Annotated in this window: 13 protein-coding genes; 3 read left to right on the top strand and 10 right to left on the bottom strand. The window is 62.4% G+C overall.

Features of this window, described 5'->3' with window-relative positions:
* Window positions 1-157: 157 nt before the first annotated feature.
* From ABD997_RS04090 to ABD997_RS04060, 7 genes are all read right to left on the bottom strand, one after another.
* Window positions 158-538, bottom strand: coding sequence for a septal ring lytic transglycosylase RlpA family protein (locus ABD997_RS04090; protein WP_345315740.1), 381 nt, complete (start codon window positions 536-538; stop codon window positions 158-160).
* 180 nt (window positions 539-718) lie between these two features.
* On the bottom strand, window positions 719-1,441 hold the full coding sequence (locus ABD997_RS04085; protein ID WP_345315739.1) for a pseudouridine synthase: 723 nt from the start codon (window positions 1,439-1,441) through the stop codon (window positions 719-721).
* 107 nt (window positions 1,442-1,548) lie between these two features.
* Window positions 1,549-2,202, bottom strand: a complete 654-nt coding sequence (locus ABD997_RS04080; protein ID WP_345315738.1) for a transglycosylase SLT domain-containing protein — start codon at window positions 2,200-2,202, stop codon at window positions 1,549-1,551.
* Between the two features lie 146 nt (window positions 2,203-2,348).
* A complete protein-coding gene (locus ABD997_RS04075) occupies window positions 2,349-2,780 on the bottom strand; it encodes a hypothetical protein (RefSeq protein ID WP_345315737.1) in 432 nt (143 codons plus the stop codon).
* Window positions 2,781-2,840: 60 nt separating this feature from the next.
* The gene (locus ABD997_RS04070; RefSeq protein ID WP_345315736.1) at window positions 2,841-3,347 is read right to left on the bottom strand and encodes a YgjV family protein; all 507 of its coding nucleotides are present in this window, start codon (window positions 3,345-3,347) and stop codon (window positions 2,841-2,843) included.
* Window positions 3,348-3,483: 136 nt separating this feature from the next.
* Window positions 3,484-5,907 (bottom strand): endopeptidase La, encoded by a 2,424-nt coding sequence (gene lon / locus ABD997_RS04065; protein ID WP_345315735.1) that lies wholly within the window; start codon window positions 5,905-5,907, stop codon window positions 3,484-3,486.
* A 143-nt stretch (window positions 5,908-6,050) separates the two neighbouring features.
* On the bottom strand, window positions 6,051-6,848 hold the full coding sequence (locus ABD997_RS04060; RefSeq protein WP_345315734.1) for an SDR family NAD(P)-dependent oxidoreductase: 798 nt from the start codon (window positions 6,846-6,848) through the stop codon (window positions 6,051-6,053).
* A 342-nt stretch (window positions 6,849-7,190) separates the two neighbouring features.
* Here ABD997_RS04060 and ABD997_RS04055 point away from each other — a divergent pair, with 342 nt between their 5' ends.
* The 3 genes from ABD997_RS04055 to ABD997_RS04045 are packed head-to-tail and all read left to right on the top strand — an operon-like array spanning window position 7,191 to window position 10,221.
* The gene (locus ABD997_RS04055) at window positions 7,191-8,153 is read left to right on the top strand and encodes an HlyD family secretion protein (RefSeq protein WP_345315733.1); all 963 of its coding nucleotides are present in this window, start codon (window positions 7,191-7,193) and stop codon (window positions 8,151-8,153) included.
* Window positions 8,150-9,079: an ABC transporter ATP-binding protein gene (locus ABD997_RS04050; protein WP_345315732.1), complete on the top strand. Its 930-nt coding sequence runs from the start codon at window positions 8,150-8,152 to the stop codon at window positions 9,077-9,079. The genes ABD997_RS04055 and ABD997_RS04050 overlap by 4 nt, the downstream gene beginning before the upstream one ends.
* Entirely contained in the window at window positions 9,076-10,221 is a 1,146-nt protein-coding gene (locus ABD997_RS04045; protein WP_345315731.1) for an ABC transporter permease, read from the top strand. The genes ABD997_RS04050 and ABD997_RS04045 overlap by 4 nt, the downstream gene beginning before the upstream one ends.
* A 129-nt stretch (window positions 10,222-10,350) precedes the next feature.
* Here ABD997_RS04045 and ABD997_RS04040 read toward each other — a convergent pair whose 3' ends face one another.
* From ABD997_RS04040 to ABD997_RS04030, 3 genes are all read right to left on the bottom strand, one after another.
* Complete coding sequence (locus ABD997_RS04040) at window positions 10,351-13,458, bottom strand: purple acid phosphatase family protein (RefSeq protein ID WP_345315730.1); 3,108 nt, start codon at window positions 13,456-13,458, stop codon at window positions 10,351-10,353.
* Between the two features lie 129 nt (window positions 13,459-13,587).
* Entirely contained in the window at window positions 13,588-14,250 is a 663-nt protein-coding gene (locus ABD997_RS04035) for a hypothetical protein (RefSeq protein ID WP_345315729.1), read from the bottom strand.
* Window positions 14,251-14,626: 376 nt separating this feature from the next.
* Window positions 14,627-15,529, bottom strand: a complete 903-nt coding sequence (locus tag ABD997_RS04030) for a hypothetical protein (RefSeq protein WP_345315728.1) — start codon at window positions 15,527-15,529, stop codon at window positions 14,627-14,629.
* Window positions 15,530-15,613 lie beyond the last annotated feature (84 nt).

Here is a 15,613-nt window from a genome sequence, read left to right as displayed (position 1 = left end):
GGTAAGCCCTGGCTACCGGGGCTTCGACCGGAACAGCGCCAAATCCACAGGGTGTGAACCTTTGCCCATGTGACTGTCACCCGCCCCTTATATCGTCCGGCCCCCGCTGGGGCAACAATCTCTGCCTCAAGCGAGACGGATATGGCGAAGCAGGAGGTTAGGGCAGCACCTCCATTGTTACCTCGACCAGGCCCGCATTGAGGTTTCCTAACTGACCAAAGCCCCGGCGGCTGAGATCGATGATCCGCCCGCTGACAAAGGGTCCGCGGTCGTTAATCCTTACGACGATGCTCTTGCCGGTGTCCACGTTGGTCACCCGCACCCGGGTATTGAATGGCAGGGTTTTGTGCGCGGCGGTCATGGCATTCTGATCGAATCGCTCGCCATTGGCGGTGGTCCGGCCCTGGTATTTGTTGGCGTAGTAGGAGGCGAGCCCGCGCTCGACGGTACCGGTACGACCGTCACGCAGATCCTCGCCCAGGCTGCTGCAACCGGCCAGGCCTAAGGCCAAAAACAAAACTGGAACAAGCTGTTTCATCGTGGTCTCTCATAACAATGGCCGCCGACCATAGCAGTGCGGCGGAGCCACTGTCACGGGCAAGAATGCTGACTGCTCAACTCTTGATCGCGCCGGGGCGCTGCCGTCACATTCTTGTGATTCATCTCCCGTTGCGCCGTTGCCAAGGGTAACAACCAAAAAGAAGCACAAGCGTTTGATTTAACCTGAGCTTTCGCCGTTGGGTTTGAGACCGAGATAGGTCAGAGCGCGCAGGAAGACCGGGTCCGGCTCTGCGCTCAGGATCATGGGCTCGCCACTTACCGGATGGGTTAACCGGAGCTGCTCGCAGTGCAGCAGCATCCGGTCTATCCTCACCTGATCACGGAAGTGGTGGTAGTGGCGATTCTTGCCGTAACGGGTGTCGCACAGGATCGGATGGCCAAGATGACGCAGGTGACGGCGGATCTGGTGTTTTCGTCCGGTCAATGGTTGGCAGCGGACCAGGGAGTAGCGGGAGCAGGGATACTTATCGATGGCCAGGGGCAGTTCTACCTGGGCCAGAGCCGTGAAGCGGGTCTGGGCCGGCTTTTCCGGCCCCGGCGTCCAGTGGGGGTCAAAGCGATCCCTCGGGGCTGCCAAGGGAAGGTCCAGCTGGCAGTCCGACAGGTGACCGCGGACAACCGCCAGATAGTGTTTCTCAACCTCTGACCACTGGGCCACCAGCCTTGATGCTACCTCGGGGGAGAGTGCCATGATCAGCACGCCGGAAGTGGCCTTGTCCAGACGGTGTACCGGGTAGAGACGTTGCCCCAACTGACGGCGCAACGCCTGCAGCACCGGCTCGCCCCCGTGGCTGGCTCGTTCGCCGCGATGGACCAGCATTCCGGCGGGTTTGTCGATGGCAACCAGGTCAGGGTCGAGATGGAGGATGTTCAGGGGCATGGCGTCGCTCAGAGAGATTGATGGGGTAGGGTAAGCCGATGCCATGCTAATGCCCCAATGTTGGCCAGACAAGGGTTGTGCTAGCAAGGGCTTTTTACCCTCTGGCGTCAGAAATGCTCTGCCAGCATCGGGGTGCCCGATCCCAGCGGTTCAATGAGGGTCGAATAATCGAAGCGCCCCAGTGAGCGTGACATCTTGTTCAGGTAGCGGGTGGCTGCAGCGGTTCCCTGATCCGGTGCCCGGCGTAGATTACCGGGCCCGACGTTATAGAGGCTCAGCGCGCAGGCGTAGGGGGAGGCGTCCCCTTCGCAAAAACGCTGTTTGTAGTGGCTGAGCACGACGCCGGCGCAGAGGACGTTGTTACGGGTTTCATGGACGTCACCGCAGCTCTCCCCCCAGATATTGGGCATGATCTGGGCTGGACCGACGGCACCGACGGAGGAGACGGCATCGTCGCGAAAGTGGCTCTCGATCTGGATCAGGGCGGCCAGCAGCTCTTTGGGTACGCCGGAGTAAGCGGCCGATTCGAGAATGTAGGCTGCGAAGGTTTCCGCGGTCTCCGGCTCGAGGTGGTAGGCATTGGCGAGCCTGGGGGCGTAATCTGCCACCTCTTTAGAAAACGGCGGGCTGTCGCTGTGCAGCGGCGGCAGGCGCAGTGCGATGCGCGGTGGTTGGCCACTGTTAAAGCGCTCCACCAGCACCATGACGAAGAGCAGAAGTGACAGGACGGCGAGTATGGTCTTGGGCAGAGTCAATTTCATCGCGCGGACTTTGCCAGAATCGGGGGCAAGCGTCCCGTATTTCAGCGAAAAAGCCTTCAACTGTTACCCAATGGTCACCCTGCCTTTACCTTCGGCGATCAGCGCTCTCAGAATGTTAACTCGCTCCGGTGTTATTTCCGCATCCGTCAGGCTTCGTCGTCGGCGATGGCGTTGGCCGCGTTACACACATCGAGCCAGCCCGGCGTACGTTGATGGGCACCCTGGTAGATCTTCTTGGCTTTATCGGGGTGTCGTCGCACCCAGTGGCAGAGTCCGGCAAAGGCGGGACTGCGCAGGAAGTCACCGCCGGAGGGCCGTTCGGCGGGGGAAGTGCGGATGGGCAGACCGAAGTGGGCGGCCAGAGCGAGCACCTGCTCCTTGTCCAGGGTGGGCAGTTCCAGGGTGCAGTGGGGGCCGTGAAGTCGCCAGCCCGGGGAGATGGGATCACCAAAGTGCAGGGAGGCTTCCCCGATGGGAATACTGACGCCGCCCATCTGTTTTATATGGGGGCCATCTGCAGCCACCATGCCCTCGAAGTGCATGGTATCCAAGTCGAGCAGATAGAAGCGCATGGACATACCGCTGTCCCCCATGCCAGATTTATTTAAGTGTAACAGTTTGAGCCGGATCTGATTCGCTTAGATGGAGATGGGCGTCGGTCGAGGCTTGAGCAGGCTCCGAAGCAGTAAAGTCAGGGTGACGCTCTGGTAGAGGATCCCCGACCAGGAGAGCAGGGTTACCGACAGGGTCAGGTTGAGCAGGTTGACGCCAACCAGGCCCCAGCGCAAAAGATCGCCACGGCAGCAAAACAGCAGGTAACTGGAGAGCACCGACCCGAGCACGACACACCATTCGGCGGGGCGTTGCGCCAGTGCCAGGCCCTGCAGCAGTGCCACGCCCGCAAACAGGTGTGCCCATCGGCGATGGCGAACCCGCTGGGCCAGCCCAAACCGGGCGGCATTCACCAGCTGATTACTCATCCCCAACGAACTGCCGAGCCCGCCCAGGTGGCCGGCGGTCAGCACTGCGGACAGGAGGTTGCCCCTGAGCAGGCGCTGGTCACACCGCTGCGCGGCCGCCCACCAGCCCACCGCCATGGCGACAAATCCCAGGGCCTGGGCAAACAACGGTGCGAGATCGGACATGGAGGACGCCTTTGCGGTCAAAAAGGCGCCATTGTCGATATTTTGACCGACTTGTCTGTGACCAAACCCAGATCTGGAGAAAGCGGTGATGAAAAAAGCGCCTGATGGGATCAGGCGCTTGGGAAGAGTGCAGTATCTAAAAAACCAGAGCGGCCACCTGCTCGTAGCGGTCCGCGAAGTGAACGGCCATCCCCTCTTTGACGTAATCCGGCAGCTCCTCGTAGTCGCCACGGTTGGCCTCGGGGAGGATCACCTCGAAGATCTTCTGGCGCTTGGCGCTGATCACCTTCTCGCGGATCCCGCCCACGGCCATCACCTTGCCGGTCAGACTCAGCTCGCCGGTCATCGCCAGCCCCGACCTTGGGGCCCTATCCAGTGCCAGTGACAGCAACGCGGTCGCCATGGTGACACCGGCGGAGGGACCATCCTTGGGGGTCGCACCATCCGGAACATGGAGGTGGATATGGGCCTTGTCAAAGAAGTGGGCGTCGGCCTTAAGGTGGGCCAGCGAGCCGCCCTCGGCAATGGCGCCGGCTACGAAGTTCAGGGCGATCCCCGCCGACTCCTTCATTACGTCACCTAACTGACCGGACAGGTGCAGCCCCCGCGCCTGCTGATGAACCCGGCGCGCCTCTACGGGCAGGGTTGCGCCGCCCATTGAGGTCCAGGCCAACCCGGTGACGATCCCCTTGCCGCTGAGCAGGTCATCCGGTCTGAAGCGGGGCATACCAAGCAGGGACTCCACCTCTTTGACGCCGATGCTGGCTTTTTCTGCGCCGCTCTCCAGCAGGGTAACCACGGATTTGCGCACCAATTTGGCCAGCTGCTTATCCAGGGCGCGGACGCCGGCTTCCCGGGCATAGCCATCGATCACCTTGCGCAGTGCGGGCTCCGAGAGGCGCAGTTGGCTGCGTTTGAGCCCGGCTTTGGCCAGCTGGCGGGGCCAGAGGTGGTGCTTGGCAATGGCGACCTTCTCCTCTGCCAGGTAACCGGACAGGCGGATCACGTCCATCCGGTCCAGCAGGGGGCCGGGGATGCTGTCGAGGGTGTTGGCGGTGCAGACAAAGAGGGCCTTGGAGAGATCCAGGCGTTCATCCAGATAGTGATCGAGGAAATCGACATTCTGCTCCGGATCCAGGGTTTCCAGCAGCGCGGAGGCGGGATCGCCCTGGTAGCTCTTGCCCATCTTGTCGATCTCATCGAGCATGATCACCGGGTTCATCACCTCGGTTTCCTTCAGCGCCTGCACCAGCTTGCCCGGCATGGCACCAATATAGGTGCGTCGATGGCCCTTGATCTCCGCTTCGTCCCGCATGCCACCGACACTGAAACGGTAGAAGGGGCGGCCAAGACACTCGGCGATGGAGCGGCCGATGGAGGTTTTGCCGACACCGGGCGGGCCCACCAGCAGGATGATGGAGCCGCCAATCTCCCCCTTGAAGGCACCGACCGCCAGGAACTCCAGGATCCTGTCCTTCACATCCACCAGGCCATCATGGCCTTTATCCAGGATCTTGCGGGCCTTGGCCAGATCGATACTGTCCTGGGAGAAGACCCCCCAGGGGACCTGTGTCAGCCAGTCGAGATAGTTACGGGTGACCGAGTACTCGGGGGAGCCGGTCTCCAGTACCGAAAGCTTCTGCAACTCATCGGCGAAACGTTGCGACACCGGCTCCGGCAGGGTTTTGCCGATCATCCGCGCCTTAAACTGCTCGATGTCGGCGGTTTTATCATCCTTGGCGACCCCCAGCTCTCGCTGGATCACCTTGAGCTGCTCCCGCAGGAAAAACTCCCGCTCCCGCTGCTCCAGTTTTTGGTTCACCTGTTCGCTGATTTCGCTGTGCAGCTTGGCGGCATCGAGCTCCTTTTTCAGCAGTGCGAGCACTTTCTGCATCCGGGGAAGCAGGGTCACCGTGTCCAGAACCCCTTGCAGGGCCTCGGCCTTCGCCGTGGTGATGGCGGCGGCAAAATCGGTCAAAGGCGAGGGCTCGTGGGGCCCGAAGCGCTCCAGGTACTGTTTCAGCTCCTCGCTGTAGAGCGGGTTGAGGGGGACCAGCTCCTTCAGGGCGCTGATGAGGGCGATGGCGTAAGCCTTGATCTCCTTGCTGTCCGGATGTTCATCCAGCGGGTAGCTCATCTCCGCCAGGTAGGGTTGAGCGTCAGTGATCCAACGCTGGATCTGGGCACGACAGACCCCCTCGGCAATAAACTGGAACTGGCCATCTTCGGTTTTGTTGATCTGGTGGACCCGCACCAGGGTGCCGGTTTGTGCCAGCAGATCGCGCTGAAGCTCTCCCTCCGCCGCATCCTGCTGCGCAGTATGAAAGAGCACCATCATCTTGTGGGGGCTTTTGTCCACCGCTTCCAGGGTGTGAGACCAGGCGCCGCCTTTGACTGCCACCGGCATGATCTGGGCGGGAAAGAAGGGGCGGTTTTGCAGTGGCATGACCGGCAGGACATCCGGATGCTGGGGCAGGGCGGGGAGCAGGTCGCTGCTGCTCTCACCGTCCAGCTCGATATGAAAGTTGGCGCTGAATTCGTCGATGGCGTTGTGGCTCATGAGTCCGTCGTTGTTGCTCGCTGTTGTCCACTAGATGGGGATGGGGCCCGGGCAATCCAAGGGGGGCGAGCGGTAAACCGGCCAATCGGCCGCCAGCTTCCCTCGTCCCTTGGCGTTGCGTCCCCAAAACGTCGGTAGACGCCTCATAGGGCGCGAATGATCCCCCCCTCGACCCGCAGCCCCTGGCCGTTCATCGCACGGTTGCTGGTCAGGTAGACGGTGGCTTCCGCCACCTCATTGACATCGACAAACCGCTGCAGCAGCGAGGTAGGTTCGTGATCGGCAAAATAGTTACGAGTCAGGGATTCCAGGGGTTTGCCCTCCTCGGCAGCCAGGGTATCGAAGTAGTGCTCTACCCCCTCGGTCCAGGTGGGGCCGGGCAGCACGGAGTTCACCGTGACATTTTTCCCCTTGGTCAGTTCCGCCAGGGCACGGGAGAGGGAGAGCAGGGCGGTTTTGGTCACGCTGTAATGCACCATTTGACCCAGGGGCTTGATGGCGCACTCGGAGGAGATATTGACGATACGGCCGTAATCACGTCTGAGCATCGCCGGCAGCAGGGCACGGGATAGGCGCACCGCAGAGAGGATGTTGACGTTGAAGTAGTGCAGCCACTCCTCGTCACTGATCTGCTCGAACGGTTTCACCTCGAAGATGCCGGTGTTGTTGATGAGGATGTCTATCCCGCCATCCTCTGCCAGCCTGGCCAGTAGGGCATCGGTCTGCTCGGCGTCGGACAGATCCGCAGCTGCCGGCCGGGCCCGGCCCTTGCTGCCGGTCAGGCCTTCGAGTTCCGTGGCCACCGCCTGGCAGCGGGCTTCATTGCGGCCGTTGATGTAAACAACCGCCCCCTCCGACAGGTACTTTTCCGCGATCTTTTTACCGATGCCACCGGTGGAGCCGGTCACCAGTACCCGCTTGTCGTGAAGTTGCAGATCCATGGGGATACCTCGCACTGCAGGGGGAGTTCGATACAGTCTAGTGCCTGAGCCGATGCCGAGACAGATTTGCCTATGGTGATCTGCGCCGCCGGCCGAGGTCAACAGTAAGTTACCTACATACCAAAGGGTAGCAAGCGCCACCTCAGCGTCTGTGCTAACCGGGTCACCACGCGGCTTGGCAGCAGACCCAACCCGCATCGGAGCGAAAGCGGTAAGAGAGGTAGGCCCAAATCGAGGCACCGATGCGAGACACTCCCCTTTGGTACGCAGGTTTTCCCGTAAAGCGAGGTGGGGTGTGCGATATTTATCCAATACATAAGGAGGTTGAGACAGGGGAAGCCAATGAAAAAACTTGGGTTTTGGTTTATCCGCGTGTGGCCGGTCGCGGTGCTGATCCTGGCTGGCTGTGGCACCGGTGAGGGCGAGCGCCTAGCACTGGGCAGCCTGGAGCGAGATCGCATCACCCACTCGGCCACCATCAACGAAGTGCTGGTGGCACTGCCGGTGGCCCAGGGCAGCTGGGTTGAGCAGGGAGACCTGTTGGCGCAGCTGGACGATCGTCAGCAGCAGGCCCGGGTGCATAAGGCCCGTGCCGATGTGGCGGCCGCCGAGGCCAACCTGGATAAGCTGCGCAACGGTGCCCGCCCGGAAGCGGTGGGGCAGGCCCAGTCGGAGGTGGTGGGGGCGCAAGCGGAACTGCGCGAAGCGGAGCGCAGTTTTGCCCGGATAGACAATCTGGTAAGCCGAGGATTGGCCAGCACTGCGGAGCTGGATCACAGTCGGGCGCAGCGCGACTCCACCCAGGCTGCGCTGCGCAGTGCGCAGGAGCGGTTGCTTGAGCTGACCAACGGCACCCGTGAGGAGGATCTGCGCATGGGGGAGGCCCAGCTGGCAGCGGCCCGGGCGGAGCTGGCAGGACAGGTGCAGACCCTATCGGAGCTCACCATCACCGCCACTCGCAGCGGTCGCCTGGATAACCTGCCCTGGAACCTGGGTGAGCGGGTACGGATCGGCAGCCCGGTGGCGGTGGTGCTGGCAGGAGAAGCCCCCTATGCCCGGGTTTACGTACCTGAGCCCTACCGGGCATCGGTTCGCACCGGACAGAGTCTCAGCGTCCGGGTCGATGGGGTGGCGCAAAGTTGGCAAGGGCGAGTGCGCTGGATCAGCAACGAGCCGGCTTTTACCCCCTACTATGCCCTCAATGAGTCTGAACGCAGCCGCTTGATGTACCTGGCGGAGGTACAACTCCCGGCCGAGGCCGCGGCGCTGCCCAACGGTTTGCCGGCCCAGGTGGTCCTGCCATGACCGAAGCGGTGATCCAGGCTCGTGGCCTGGTGCGAAAGTTTGGCGATTTCACCGCCATCGATGGGCTGGACCTGACCGTAGAGCCCGGGATTATCTATGGCTTCCTGGGCCCCAACGGGAGCGGGAAAACCACCGCTATCCGCCTGCTAACCGGCCTTCTGGCCCCCACGGAGGGGGAGGTGACGGTGCTTGGTCACCGGCTGCCACAGGCCGCCGAGGCGTTGAAGCGGGAGATCGGCTACATGACCCAGCGCTTCTCCCTCTACGGCGATCTTACGGTGAGGGAGAACCTGAAGTTCATGGCCCGGATCCATGGACTCTCCGGCAGCGAGACCCGCCGCCGCATAGATGAACTCTTGGCGGTGTATGGGCTGGATCGCCTGACCGGGCAGCTGGCGGGCTCCATGAGCGGCGGCCAACGGCAGCGCCTGGCCCTGGCCGCCGCGGTGCTGCATCGCCCGCGCCTGCTTTTTCTCGATGAGCCTACCTCGGCGGTGGATCCGGAAAACCGGCGGGATTTCTGGGAGCAGCTGTTTGATCTCTGTGCCGCCGGTGCCAGCATCCTGGTTTCCACCCACTACATGGATGAGGCGGAGCGCTGCCACAAGCTGGCGATCCTTCAGAGCGGACGCAAACGTGCTGACGATGCGCCGCAGGCGCTGATGGCCTCGATGGGGGGCAGGGTGGTGGAGTTGGCCGGGGCGGACCTGCGCCAGGTGAAGCAGCAGCTCATCTCACTCCCCCAGGTTCGCAGTGCCGCCCAGTTGGGCAGCCGTTTGCGGATCCTGGTGGACCGGCAGCAGCCGGACCCCGTCGCCTGGCTGCTGGCTCAGCCGGGCTGCGAGGGGCTTCACGATGGGGTGGAGGTTCGCCCCAGCCTGGAGGATGTGTTCGTTATGCGTACCGCGGGAGCCCGGCGTCAATGAAGGGGTTAAGGCGGATCTGGGCGGTGTTGGCTAAGGAGTTGATGCAGCTGCGACGGGATCGCATGACCTTTGCGATGGTGATTATGATCCCGCTTATCCAGCTGGTGCTGTTTGGCTACGCCATCAATAACCGGGTACGGGATCTGCCGGTGGCGGTGGTGGATCAGAGCCAGACCGGGCTCAGCCGGGCGCTGATCCAGAGTGTCATCGCGACCCAGGTGGTCGAGGTGGTGAGCCGGGGCGTGGATCTGGCCGAGGGTCAGGCGGCACTGACCGAAGGGCGGGTGCGGGCGGTATTGATCATCCCGCCGGACGTGGATGATCGCCTGGCACGTCACAGCGTTGCCGGACTGTCCACCCCGGCATCCAGTGACGAGCCCCTCAGTCGGCCCATCGCCCAGTGGTTGGTGGATGGCTCCGATAACGTGGTGGCCGGGGCGATACAGAGCTTACGTTCCATGCCGCTGCCGGATCTCTTTCGCCAGAGCTCCCTGCACACGGTGCCGACGTTCGAGGTGACACTGCTCTACAATCCGGAGCAAAGGACGGCGGTGAACATCGTGCCGGGGCTGGTGGGGGTGATCCTCACCATGACCATGATCCTCTTTACCTCCCTGGCGATCGTCCGCGAACAGGAGCGGGGTAACATGGAGATGTTGATTACCACCCCGATCCACCCCCTGGAGTTGATGCTGGGCAAAATCATTCCCTACATCTTTGTCGGTCTGCTGCAGACGGGGATCATCCTGGGATTGGGGCGGGTGCTGTTTCGGATCCCACTCGGTGGCAGCGCACTGGATCTGCTGGTGATCACGCTCCTGTTCATCGCCGCAAGCCTGGTCCTAGGACTGCTTATCTCCACCCTGGCGAAAAGTCAGTTGCAGGCGATGCAGATGACGGTGTTTATCCTGTTGCCCTCGATCCTGCTTTCCGGCTTCATGTTCCCCTACGAGGGGATGCCGGTCGCGGCGCAGATCATCGCCGAGGCCCTCCCGGCGACGCACTTCATGCGCTGCATCCGCGGCGTCCTGCTGCGCCAGGCCGAACTTGGCGATCTGGTACCGGACCTCATCTGGCTCGGCGTGTTTACCCTCGCCGGGCTGCTTTTGGCTTCCATGAGGTTTCGCAAAACCCTCGACTAGGCATGGCCAACTCACCGGCACCATCCCAGGTGCCGGTGCCACCTCAAGAACCCGGGTTGGTTTACCTGCGCCGGTTATCACGAGGGCCCCCTGACGCGCCTGCTCCCATCGCCGGGCCCGGGCACTGCCTCAGGGCGTCACCGTGAAGGTCGCCCCGGTTCGCTCCTCACCCGCGGGTCTTTCGATTCGCGCTTCCACCCAGTGTGACCCCGCACCCAGGGTGGCAAAGTCAAAGGGCAGTGCATTTCGATTGCTGTCATTGGCCGTGCCCCCGAGATCCCAGGGGGCATTGTTCTCCGTCTGTACCTCGATGCCATCGATGTAGAAGCGAACTCGTCGGATCAGGCCATCATCCGCTACGAAAACGTAGCCAATGCCTTCGACACTTGACCCTTCGAGCGCTATCGGGGCGCTGCGATCCGCACGGGTGGACCACCAGAGCGGTGTGGCGCTGCCCGCCTCCGTGAGGACCAGGGTAACCGGTAGCTCATCACTGCCCACTGCGTTGCTGGCGCGCACCAGCCCCTGGTAGTTGCCGCTTGTGAGGCCACTGGCGTCCACGGTAACGGTGGCGGCCAGCGGGGTCTGGCCGCTGCCGGGCGCCACGGATAGCCAGGGGGTCGGAGTTTCAAGGGTGACGGTGCTGCTCGGGCTCGCGCTGACCGATACGTTCAACTCGGCACTAACCTCGGGCAGGGTTAAGGGGATCTGAAGCTGCGCTGGGGTGAACACCGGGGCACCGTCGCGGATCTCGTTGGCTACGGTGAAGCCCAATATCTGCTCCATTTCACCGCCATCGGCAAGGATCAGGCGCGCGGTGAGGGTATGGAGACCGTCACTTAAGAAAGCCGTGTCAAAGGGTTGAGCACTGCCATCGCCAGCCGTGCCGCCCAGGTCCCAGGGGGCGCGATTCTCCTGTTGCTGTTGGACGCCATCAATCAGGAAATTGACCTGGTCCAGGCCGGTCGGGGGATCGATAAAGGCGAAGATCTCGCCGGATACTCTGGCGTCCTCCATCAGGATCGGGCTCGCACGCTCAGGATTGTCGGCGATGAGGACGCGGTATTGATCGTCGAACAGTGACAGGTTTACCCCCAGGGTGCGACTGAGCTCCTCGCTGGACTCGACCCTAAGCTGACCCTGATAGTTACCCGGTGCCATCCCCTGAGTATCCACCTCCACGTCAGTGACCAAGGGGCTGGGGCCCTGGGCCGGCGCGACCCTGAGCCAGGGCTGGTCGGTGTCAACCCTGAGGTCGCCGCTGCCCTCGGTCAACGAGAGTTGCAGAGTTTGGGTGGCGGACTCGCCGGGGGCCAGGTTAAAGCTCAGGCTCGCAGGCACTGCGCTGATGGCGCCGCCGCAGCCCGCTCTTAGGGAGAAACTGTCGATCTGCCTGAGTGGCTGATCGCCGTCGATACCGTACACTTTGACGTTGAGCTCGCCCGCGGCGGTAAAGGCCAGGCGAGCGAAGTGATGAGCATCGTTGTTGCGAAACGCGGTCCAGCTTGGGGCCGGTACCGTGCGCCACTGGGAGAAATCACCGTTGATGTTGCTGCGTTTTCCCCCGGGGCTGATCTTCATATAGATGGTGCCGTCTGCGGGGCCGTAGCAGTCAAGCCGCTCACTGGTGGGCTGGTTACTCTCAGGTACGTCCACCAGTGGCCAGGTCCGCTCGTAATTCTGGTCGTGAGCAGTGAGCACCAGGCGGATCCCATGCTTTTCGAACAGGGGCCCGAGCTGGGCCCGAATAAGATGGGCGGAGGGGTGGTTTGTGCCGTCGGAGAAGGGGGCGACATGCATGAAGGGGATCACCCAGCGGTACTCACGGCCGGCGATGGCATCCAGGTGATCGCTGAGCCAGTCGACGGCGGACTGGGGCATCGACTCCTTCTCGTGGAAGGCGTAGACGGAGATAAAGTGAACATCACCGACGTCGAAGGCGTACATGCGTCCTTCGTCATAACCAGCGGGAAGGGGAAAGCGGGCGGCCCAGGGGGCAAACCCTTCGCCGAGCCGGATCTCATGGTTACCCCAGGCCGGCATCATCGCCACTTCCGCGAGGGGGGCCATCTGGTTAAACCAGGCATCGATGGTCCGCTCCAGGGTCCCGTAGCGTTTGTCGGTGTCGTAGTAGGCGTAGTCGCCGCCGAGCAACAGAAGGTCCGGTGGCTGGTTGGCGAGCGCCCCGATCACCGCAGCGGTGCCGGTGGCCAGGCCATCCTCCCGTCCAATCAGGCCGGTGTCGGCGACGAAGGCCGCCTCCCACGCACTGCCGGGTTCGGGCGGACTCAGGGTGGTGTAGATGCGACTCCACCTTTGTGGGGCCAGCAGCAGGCGGAACTCGTAGCGGGTGGAGGCGGTGAGATTGTCAGCACCGACCTGGTGGTAGATCCCATCGTCGTTGCTGTGCCTTGGTTGGCCCTGAAGGTTCAGCCACTGGCTTTGGCCCGCGGCTCGCAGTTGCAGCTGGGTTGGCGTAGCAGGGTCTGGGCTGAACCAGACGACGGTCAGGCCATCGGCACCGCGATCCCAGGCCAGGTGCAGTTGCGGCGCGTCATCGCCAGAGACATCACCGATCCTTAGGGTTACCGGCAGCGTCAGTGGCGGGTAACCGTCGGCGTTCACCGCGATGTTGCTGCTATAGGTCCCAGGTTCCAGTCCTCTTCCGTCGAGCCCAGCCTCGAGCGTTAGAGGGGAGACACCGGAGTAAGAACTGAGCGAAAGCCAGGGGCTGTTCTCGGTCAGGATCAGTGGGGTTGCCTGACCATCGCTGGTGCTGAGTTGAAGCGATGTGGTGGTGGTCTGCTCCGGCATCAGGGCAACGTCAATAGCACCGGGGTCGGCCAGCAAAATTGGGGTGGTGTCACTTTGTACCTGGAAGGTGGCGAACACCGAGCTGGTGCTGCCGTCGTCAAAACGTAGCCGGGCCTCCAGTTCCTGGCTGCCCTCGGCAAGATCACCAGTATCAAACGCCAGCGCCGAGCGGGCGCTGTCACTGTCTGTGCCACCGAGATCCCAGGGGGCCCGATTCTCCTCCTTCTCGAAAGTGCCGTTGAGAAAGAATCTGACCTGCTGCAAGCCGGCCTCATCGGGGTAGAAGATAAAGCGCTGGCCTTCGAGGATCTGGTTTTGAAGCGGCACGGCGTTGGATCGGTCGGGCTGGCTTGAGACCATCAGCTCGCTGGCGAAGAGGGGAGCGGCAAACAGCAGACAGAGCAGGAGAAGGCGACGGCACATGGCGGGGATCCCCATACAACGGACAACTGGGTAAGCAGTAAGATTAGTTGTCGTTTTTACCCAGCGCCGGGCAATGCAGGGAGGGGGCCCGGTCGCTTCCCGGTGGGGCGACCTTGAACGGTTCTGGGCTTAGCTGTCGCCCACGGTCATGGTGACCTCCAACATCAGGGCATCGTAGCCGGGTACGTCGATGTAGACCTGGGTGTCGTATAACCCCGGTACCAGGCCGGTCGGGTCCGCGGTCAGTTCGAGCACCTGTGGTGTCTCCCCTTCGGTGATGTTGACCACCAGCCAATCGGCAAAATAATCCAGTGTAAAGGGAAGGCTCTCGCCGGTGGACTCCGTCAGCGTCACCTCCTCGGTCATTGGGGTCTCGGGATCTGTGGCGATCACCACGCTGGGCTCCGACAGGTAGAGGCTGGCAGGGACGTTGGTAACCCGAAAATCGGCGCTCAGTTGCACTTCATGGCCGTCAACCAGTGCGATCTGGGCAGTGAGGGTATGATGCCCCTCCTCCAGGCTCTCGGTGGCAAAGGGCAGGGCATTACCCTGGTTATCTGTACCCTGAAGGTCAAAAGGGGGGTATTCCTCTGTCGTCAATGGGTGACCGTCGAGAGAGAAGTCGATCTGCGCGATCTCATGGGGGGGATCCACGAAGACGTAGATCTCCCCTTCGACGCTTTGGCCGTCCAGTGGCAGGGCGGGCGCACGTTCGGGGGAGTGGGACAGCAGCAGTTCAAGTGCCGCCACCGGCAAAGCCAGGGCACACAGGGCAAATAGGGAGCCTCGCATCATCACCTCTTAAAGGGGATTACATCTTCAGTATGGTTGAATCTTCCTGCTGGCATGCATCCCTGCTGCGCCATTGAGCGGGGAACAAAGCCCCCCGACAGCGCAAGACAATGCCATTGCTGTTGCCAGGATGCAACTTCAGCGTTGGGCCAATGTGGCCGAGTCGTTTGGGAGAAAATGGCGAACCAACACCCGTGATCTGGAGGTCGGCACATAAAGCCAAAACGAAGCAATCTGGGTAGAAGACTGACCTACCATGCTTTTACGACATTGAGGGGTACCGCACTGACCGGCTTCTGGCGGGGGAGCGCAGCCAGGAACGGTTTGTGCCGCATTGCCGGCGCGGCCGGCTTTCACGCCAGCTTCCCAAGGGCTTTCAGCGAGGCGCCTGAGGGTCAGTGACGTTCTGGCGTCGCCAGAGCGTCAACATCACAAGCAACAGGAGCAGGTTGGCTAGGGCACCACTTTCCAGCCGGGCCCGAAGCGGCGCCTCCACAATTTTCTCCTGCATCATCCGCTGTGGCATGCGGTCAAGCTCCAGTGCCAGCCCACGGGCAAGATCCTGAAGTGTCATGGTGACGCTGCAGCCTGGCGCTGGCGTGGAAACCGCTGAATCGGAGTGGAGCCCGGTGCAAGCCGAGCGTCCCTGTGCCCAGATCAAGAGTTGTCCCCGTGGATAGTCAAACAGCGCCAGTTCCGCGCGGTACTCCAGGCTGTCCTTGGGCAGGGATTGCATGCCGGTAAGGGTCTGGTAGGGGCCATGAGAGACGAGATCCACCGTGACAAGGGCCAGCCAGCGACCGTTCTGGTCATCCAGTTTTGGCAGGGCCGTGTGGTAGGGGGAGTGCGTGGATGCGGGCTGCACTGGGCCGACGCTGACGTGCTCCTCAATCAGCTGCACCCGATGGATCAGGGGGGAGTGGGCGAACACAGGGGCGATCAGGTTGAGCACCCGATGAGCTGTTGGGAGTGAAGTGCGCTCCTCAGCGCCAATAGGGGTGTGAAGGGCGGCGGGGGGCGCGACCCAGAGCAGGGTCACCGCCTGGGGTGGCTCGATGCCGGCGGCCAGGGGAACTAGGGGCGTGGCGTTGCTGGGGGCGAGAAGTGCAACCAGAGGGCTACGTTCGCCCCCGCTTTGAGTGGACGGCGTCGAACTGCAGCCACCGAGCAGAAGGAGTAGGGCGGTCGCCACCCACTTCAAGGGGGCTAGGTGCCGTAGGGAGTCTGTGAGGGTTATTGGCGAAAACAGCACACTCCACTCCTCATTGAAATCGGCCACATCCGGCCTCTGAACGGTGGGCAAAGAGGCTCGGGCCCAACCTCCGTCGGAGACACTGGGGGAGGTCGCAGCCTCCACCGAGTG

The sequence above is a fragment of the Ferrimonas gelatinilytica genome, assembly GCF_039544205.1.
In the GTDB taxonomy this organism is placed as follows: domain Bacteria; phylum Pseudomonadota; class Gammaproteobacteria; order Enterobacterales; family Shewanellaceae; genus Ferrimonas; species Ferrimonas gelatinilytica.
This window is presented reverse-complemented; position numbering and strand designations above follow the sequence as displayed.